This is a genomic window from Nocardia farcinica (assembly GCF_029867845.1).
Classification (GTDB): Bacteria; Actinomycetota; Actinomycetes; order Mycobacteriales; family Mycobacteriaceae; genus Nocardia; species Nocardia farcinica_A.
This window is the reverse complement of the sequence record NZ_JARWRU010001334.1, coordinates 1-4,993: the sequence shown is the minus strand read 5'-3', so window position 1 is coordinate 4,993 and position 4,993 is coordinate 1. Positions and strand designations below refer to the sequence as shown.

The 4,993-nt window shown below is 74.4% G+C and carries 5 protein-coding genes and 1 pseudogene; 4 read left to right on the top strand and 2 right to left on the bottom strand.

Annotated elements, in window-relative coordinates; genetic code table 11:
- Positions 1-93: 93 nt before the first annotated feature.
- Positions 94-1,347, bottom strand: coding sequence for a sensor histidine kinase (locus QH283_RS29905; protein ID WP_280506259.1), 1,254 nt, complete (start codon positions 1,345-1,347; stop codon positions 94-96).
- A 168-nt stretch (positions 1,348-1,515) separates the two neighbouring features.
- Between QH283_RS29905 and QH283_RS29900 the strand changes: the two genes are divergently transcribed.
- From QH283_RS29900 to QH283_RS29890, 3 genes are read left to right on the top strand one after another with little or no spacing between them, the layout of a single operon-like run.
- On the top strand, positions 1,516-2,118 hold the full coding sequence (locus tag QH283_RS29900; protein WP_280506258.1) for a hypothetical protein: 603 nt from the start codon (positions 1,516-1,518) through the stop codon (positions 2,116-2,118).
- Positions 2,115-3,563 carry an alpha/beta-hydrolase family protein gene (locus tag QH283_RS29895; RefSeq protein ID WP_280506257.1) on the top strand — a complete coding sequence of 483 codons (1,449 nt, stop codon included), beginning with the start codon at positions 2,115-2,117 and terminating at the stop codon, positions 3,561-3,563. Before QH283_RS29900 ends, QH283_RS29895 begins: the two co-directional genes overlap by 4 nt.
- A gap of 20 nt (positions 3,564-3,583) precedes the next feature.
- Positions 3,584-4,030, top strand: a complete 447-nt coding sequence (locus QH283_RS29890) for an SRPBCC domain-containing protein (protein ID WP_280506256.1) — start codon at positions 3,584-3,586, stop codon at positions 4,028-4,030.
- Here the strand turns inward: QH283_RS29890 and QH283_RS29885 are convergent, their stop codons facing one another.
- Positions 4,031-4,627 carry a TetR/AcrR family transcriptional regulator gene (locus tag QH283_RS29885; RefSeq protein WP_280506255.1) on the bottom strand — a complete coding sequence of 199 codons (597 nt, stop codon included), beginning with the start codon at positions 4,625-4,627 and terminating at the stop codon, positions 4,031-4,033.
- A gap of 114 nt (positions 4,628-4,741) precedes the next feature.
- On the opposite strand from QH283_RS29885, the pseudogene QH283_RS29880 reads away from it, so the two are divergent.
- Positions 4,742-4,993: pseudogene (locus tag QH283_RS29880) on the top strand (hypothetical protein); the annotation flags it as partial.

Below are 4,993 nucleotides of genomic sequence, written 5' to 3'. Positions count from 1 at the left end.
CGGCTATCATAACCTTTATGCCCACCTCCACACCCTCGGCCCTAAGCGCCGCGCCCACCGCCCGCGGGCCCGCGCCCGCTGGCAGGGGCGGGGTCACCGTGACGTGTCGGCGGGCGCGGCGACGGGCTCCGCGTCGATGGCCTGTGTCTCCCCCGGTGCGAGCGGCAGGCGGGCGCGCACCTCGAACCCGCCCTCGGCGGTCGGCCCGGCGTCGAGCACACCGCCGACGGCCAGCGCCCTCGCCCGCATCCCGGTGATGCCGTGGCCGCCGTTCCCCGGACCGGCCGCGCCGGTGGCGGACGGCCCGTTCACCACCCGCAGGTCGATGCTGATCCGGCAGTCCAGCTCGACCCGCACGGCGGCGCCCGGCGCGTGCCTCGAGGCGTTCGACAGCGCCTCCTGCGCGATCCGGTAGAGGGCAAGGCCCGAGATGTCGGAGACGGCGCCGAGTTCACCCTCGACCGTCCAGTCGATCGTCACGCCCGCCCGCCGCGCGCCCTCGAACAGGGCGAGCACCTCGCGCGCGGTCGGTTGCGGGGAGTGTTCCGGCGCGACCCCGTCGCTGCGCAGCACGCCGAGCATGCCCCTGATCTCGTTGAGCGCCTCGCGGGCGGTCACGGAGATGGAGTCGAACTCCGCCCGCACGGCCGGTGTCACCCCCTCTACTCGGTAGGGGGCGGTCTGGGCCTGCACCACCACCAGCGACATGTGGTGGGCGACGACGTCGTGCAGGTCGCGGGCGATGCGGGCCTTCTCCTCGAGGATGGCGCGGCGGGCCCGTTCCAGCTCGGTGAACTCCTCCTGCTGCACGAGCTGCCTGCGCGAGAGCACCAGCCTGCGGGCCAGCCAGGCGATCAGCAGCACCGCGGCCAGCGCGATCGGCCAGCCCCATGCCGCGTCGGCCAGCGCCTCGCCCTCTCCGGGCATGGTGGTGCCGAACAGCAGCGCCGTGGCCACCCAGGACACCAGCACCAGCGCGGCGGGCGCGAGCAGCCCGACCGCGAACAGCAGCAGGATGAGCGACAGCACGTGCACGACCTGGAACGGCATGTCGTTGCCCGGCTGGTGTGGGATCGCCAGCGCGATCACCAGCGCCGAGCCCGCCGAGATCGCCCAGCCGAGAGCCGGATTGACGCGCACGAGCAGCACCGGCAGCGCCGCGAACGCGGCGACCATCGGTTGTGCGCCCTGGGCGACCACGTGCGTCAGGTGCAGGGTGGACCAGGCGACGATGAAGAACACCAGCGCGATCACACCGGTGGCGATATCGATGCCGCGCTCCGGGGTGATCGACCGCAGACGATCACGCAGCCGGGGGCGGGCGCCGGTGTGGGCGGGGACAGTCATGGCTACCACACTAGGAACCCGCGCCGCCGCGTGCCGTCGTACCGGAGGACGAAATCGACCCCCCTACTGCGGTAGGGGGTCGCCGCCCGCCCGGCACGGCCGGGTGAGCCGGGGACCGCTCCGCAGCGGGACGCTCGTCGGTACCGCCCGTTCCTAACGTCGGTGACCATGCTCGACTCGCCTGCCACCGCCGATCACCGCGCGGCCCGCCGCCGCGGACACCGCATCGCACCAGCCGCGCTGGCCGCCGTCGCGGTGAGCGCCACCGCCCTCACCGCCGTCGTCGTCCCCGTCGCGAGCGCTGCCCCGCGCTCCGAGCACCCCGGCGCCGCCCAGGCCGTGACCGCCCTGGCCGAGGGCGCGCTCGACCCCGCCACACTGCCCGCCGACTTCGCCGCCACCTTCGGCTACACCCCCGTGCCCGTCGACGGCACGGTGATCAAACCGAGCGGCGAGTGCTCTTCCCCCGTCCCGCTGCCCGCCGAGTTCGAGACCCCGTGCAAGGCCCACGATCTCGGCTACGACCTACTGCGCTACGCCCACCTCGAGGACAGCCCACTCGGCCCGTGGGCCCGCCGCGCGATCGACGCCGCCCTCGACCGCGCCATGCACGAGGCCTGCGCCACCCGCACCGCCACGATGGCGCGGGCCCGCTGCCACACCGTCGCCGCCGTCGCGAGCGTGGTCGTCGATCTGAACTCCCGCCGCGAGGGGTACGGCTCGCCCGTGATCGGGCCGGTCCGGGGCCGCGTCGTGGAGGTGGCGTCGTGAGCACCGCGACCACACGCCGTTATGGGAGCGCGATCCGCCCCGGCCTGCCACGCATCGGCACCTCGCTCGGCATCGCCGTGGGTGCGGCGGTCTCGCTCGCGCCGGGTCTGCTGCCCCGGACGGCCGGTGCGCAGGCGATCCTCACCGGGCTGCTGGTCGCGGTGGCGCTCGGGCTCGGGGCGTCGATGGGATGGGCGCTGCGACGGGGTGGGTTCGGCCGGCGTGGGTTCGGCGGGCGTGGGTTCGATACAGCCCGGCGGGACGGGCGGGGCGCGGCGGCCGGGGCCGCGGCCGTGGTGGTGGCGGTGCTGGCGTGGCGGGCGGGACGGTGGCAGAACGAACTGCGGGCCGCCATGGGGGTCGCGGCGCTCGACCCGTGGTACTGGGTGCGATGCGGGCTGGGGGCCGCGGTGATCGCGGGTGCGCTCGTGCTCGCGGGACGGCTGGGGCGGCGGGCGGTACGGGCACTGCGACCGGGGCCCGCGCTCGTCGGCGCCGTGGTGGCGGCGTTGCTCGGGGTGTTCGTGCTGGCGCCGGGGGCGCTGGAGTGGCGGATGGCCGGCTACGCCGCCGCCGACGCGGCGCCCGAAGACGCCGTGGCGCCGCGTGTTCCGCCTCCGCACAGCGGCAGCGCGGAATCGGTGGTCGCCTGGGCGGACCTCGGCACGCAGGGGCGGCGGTTCGTCGCGGGCGCGGACGACGGTCCGCTGCGGGTGTACGTGGGGTTGAACTCCGCGCCCGATCTGCGCGGGCGGGTGGCGCTGGCGGTGCGGGAGCTGGAGCGGTCCGGCGGGTTCACGCGCGGCAACATCGTGGTCGCGGTGCCGACCGGCTCGGGGTGGATCGACGCCGGGGCGATGGCGGGGTTCGCGCGGCGCTTCGGTGACGACGTGGCCGTGGTCGGTCTGCAATACGCCAACACGCCGAGCTGGGTGAGTCTCGTCTGCGGTCGTGATCAGGCGGTGGCGTCGGCGCGGGCCCTGTTCACCGCGATCGAGGACCGGCTCGCGGGCACCGCCGCGCCGCCGCGGCTGTTCGTGTACGGGCAGAGCCTCGGCGCGTTCGGCGGCAGCGGCGTCTTCGCCGACGCGGCCGCGCAGGACCGGCGCACCTGTGCGGTGCTGTGGGCGGGCCCGCCCGGCAATCGGGTGCACCGCGCGGGCGCGACGGTGCTGGCCAACAGCTCCGACCCGGTCGTGCACTGGTCGCCCGCGCTGCTGTGGCGCGCACCCGATCTCACCGGAGTGCGCCACGACGCGCCGCTGCCGCGCTGGCTGCCGGTCGTGTCCTTCCTCCAGACCACCGTCGACCTGCTCAGCGCGCTGGACGCCCCGGCCGGGCACGGTCACCGCTACGGCACCGACCAGGGCACCGCCCTCGGTGACTGCGCCCGGGACCACGCGCGGACGGCGTCCCCGGCGGCCTCTCCCGTTGACGTCGGATAGAACATGTTCTAATTTCAGGCATGGCCTTCGTCGTCGACACCACCGTCTACATCGACGCCCCCGCCGAGGTGGTCTGGCAGGTCCTCACCGACCTCCCCCGCTACGGCGAGTGGAATCCGTTCGTCACCGAGTGCGCGAGCAGCCTGACCCCCGGGGCGCCGATCGACATGCTTGTCGACCTCGGCGGCCCGAAACCCAAGCGCCAGCGCGAGTACATGCGCACCCACACCCCCGGCCGCGAGTTCAGCTACGCCATGAAGCCGGTCCCGCTCGGCGCGCTGCACAGCAGGCGCAGCCACACCGTCACCGCGGTCAGCGACCGCCGCACCCGCTACGAATCGCACTTCGAACTGGGCGGCTGGCTGCATCCGGTGGTCGCCGCCGCCCTCGGCGGACAGTTGCGCCGCGGGTTCGAGGGCATGACGGCCGCCGTCCAGCGCCAGGCCGAGACGCTGCGCGCCCGCTGATCATTCCCCCCGCGCCAGCAGGTGGTCCAGCGCCGCGTCCAGCACCGCGTCGGCATAGTCCTCGGTGAGCAGGCCCAGTCCCAGCGACCAGCGCATCTGGATCGGGCCGAGCAGCAGGTCCACGCCGAGCTCGGGGTCGAGATCCGGCCGCAGCTCGCCGGATGCCACACCGGCCCGCAGCCGGTCGGCGAGCGCGGCACGCTGCGGTGAGAGCAGCCGTTCGCGGTAGGCCTCGGCCAGCACGGCGTCCTGCTGGATCTCGATGTACATCGCGCGCAGGAAGCCCTCGAAGACGGGATCGGTGAGTGCGGCGACCGAGCCGCGCAGCAGCGGCCGCAGATCGGCCCGCAGATCACCGGTGTCGGGCAGAGACAGACCGTCCGGGCCCGAGTCGCGTTCCAGCATGGCGTCGAAGACCACCGCCCCTTTGGACGGCCACCAGCGGTAGATGGTCTGTTTGCCGACGCCCGCACGGGCCGCGATGGCCTCCACGGTCAGCTTGGCGTAGGGCAGTTCACCGATGAGTTCGCCCGCGGCCGCGAGAATCGCCGTCCGCGCGCGTTCGCTGCGCCGGACGGCACTGGGTGTTTCGGACATGGGTTCACTGTAGCCCATAAACGAGACGAGACGTTCCGTCTTGACACACGCTCGCGGTGCTGCCATGCTCGACCACACAAACGAGACGCTGCGTCTCGTTGGAAAGGAACGACAATGACCCGCACCTGGTTCATCACCGGCGCCAACCGCGGCCTCGGCCGCGCCTTCACCGAGGCGGCGCTCGGCGCGGGCGACCGGGTCGTCGCGACCGCCCGCGATCCACGGGCCATGGCCGAGCTGAACTCGGGCCCGTCCGGTGACCGCCTGCTCACCCTCCCTCTCGACGTGGGGGGGGGCCCGGGGCCCCCCCCCGCCGGCCGCGGCCGGGGGCCGGGGCGGGCCCGCCCCCCGGGGGGGGGGGGGGGA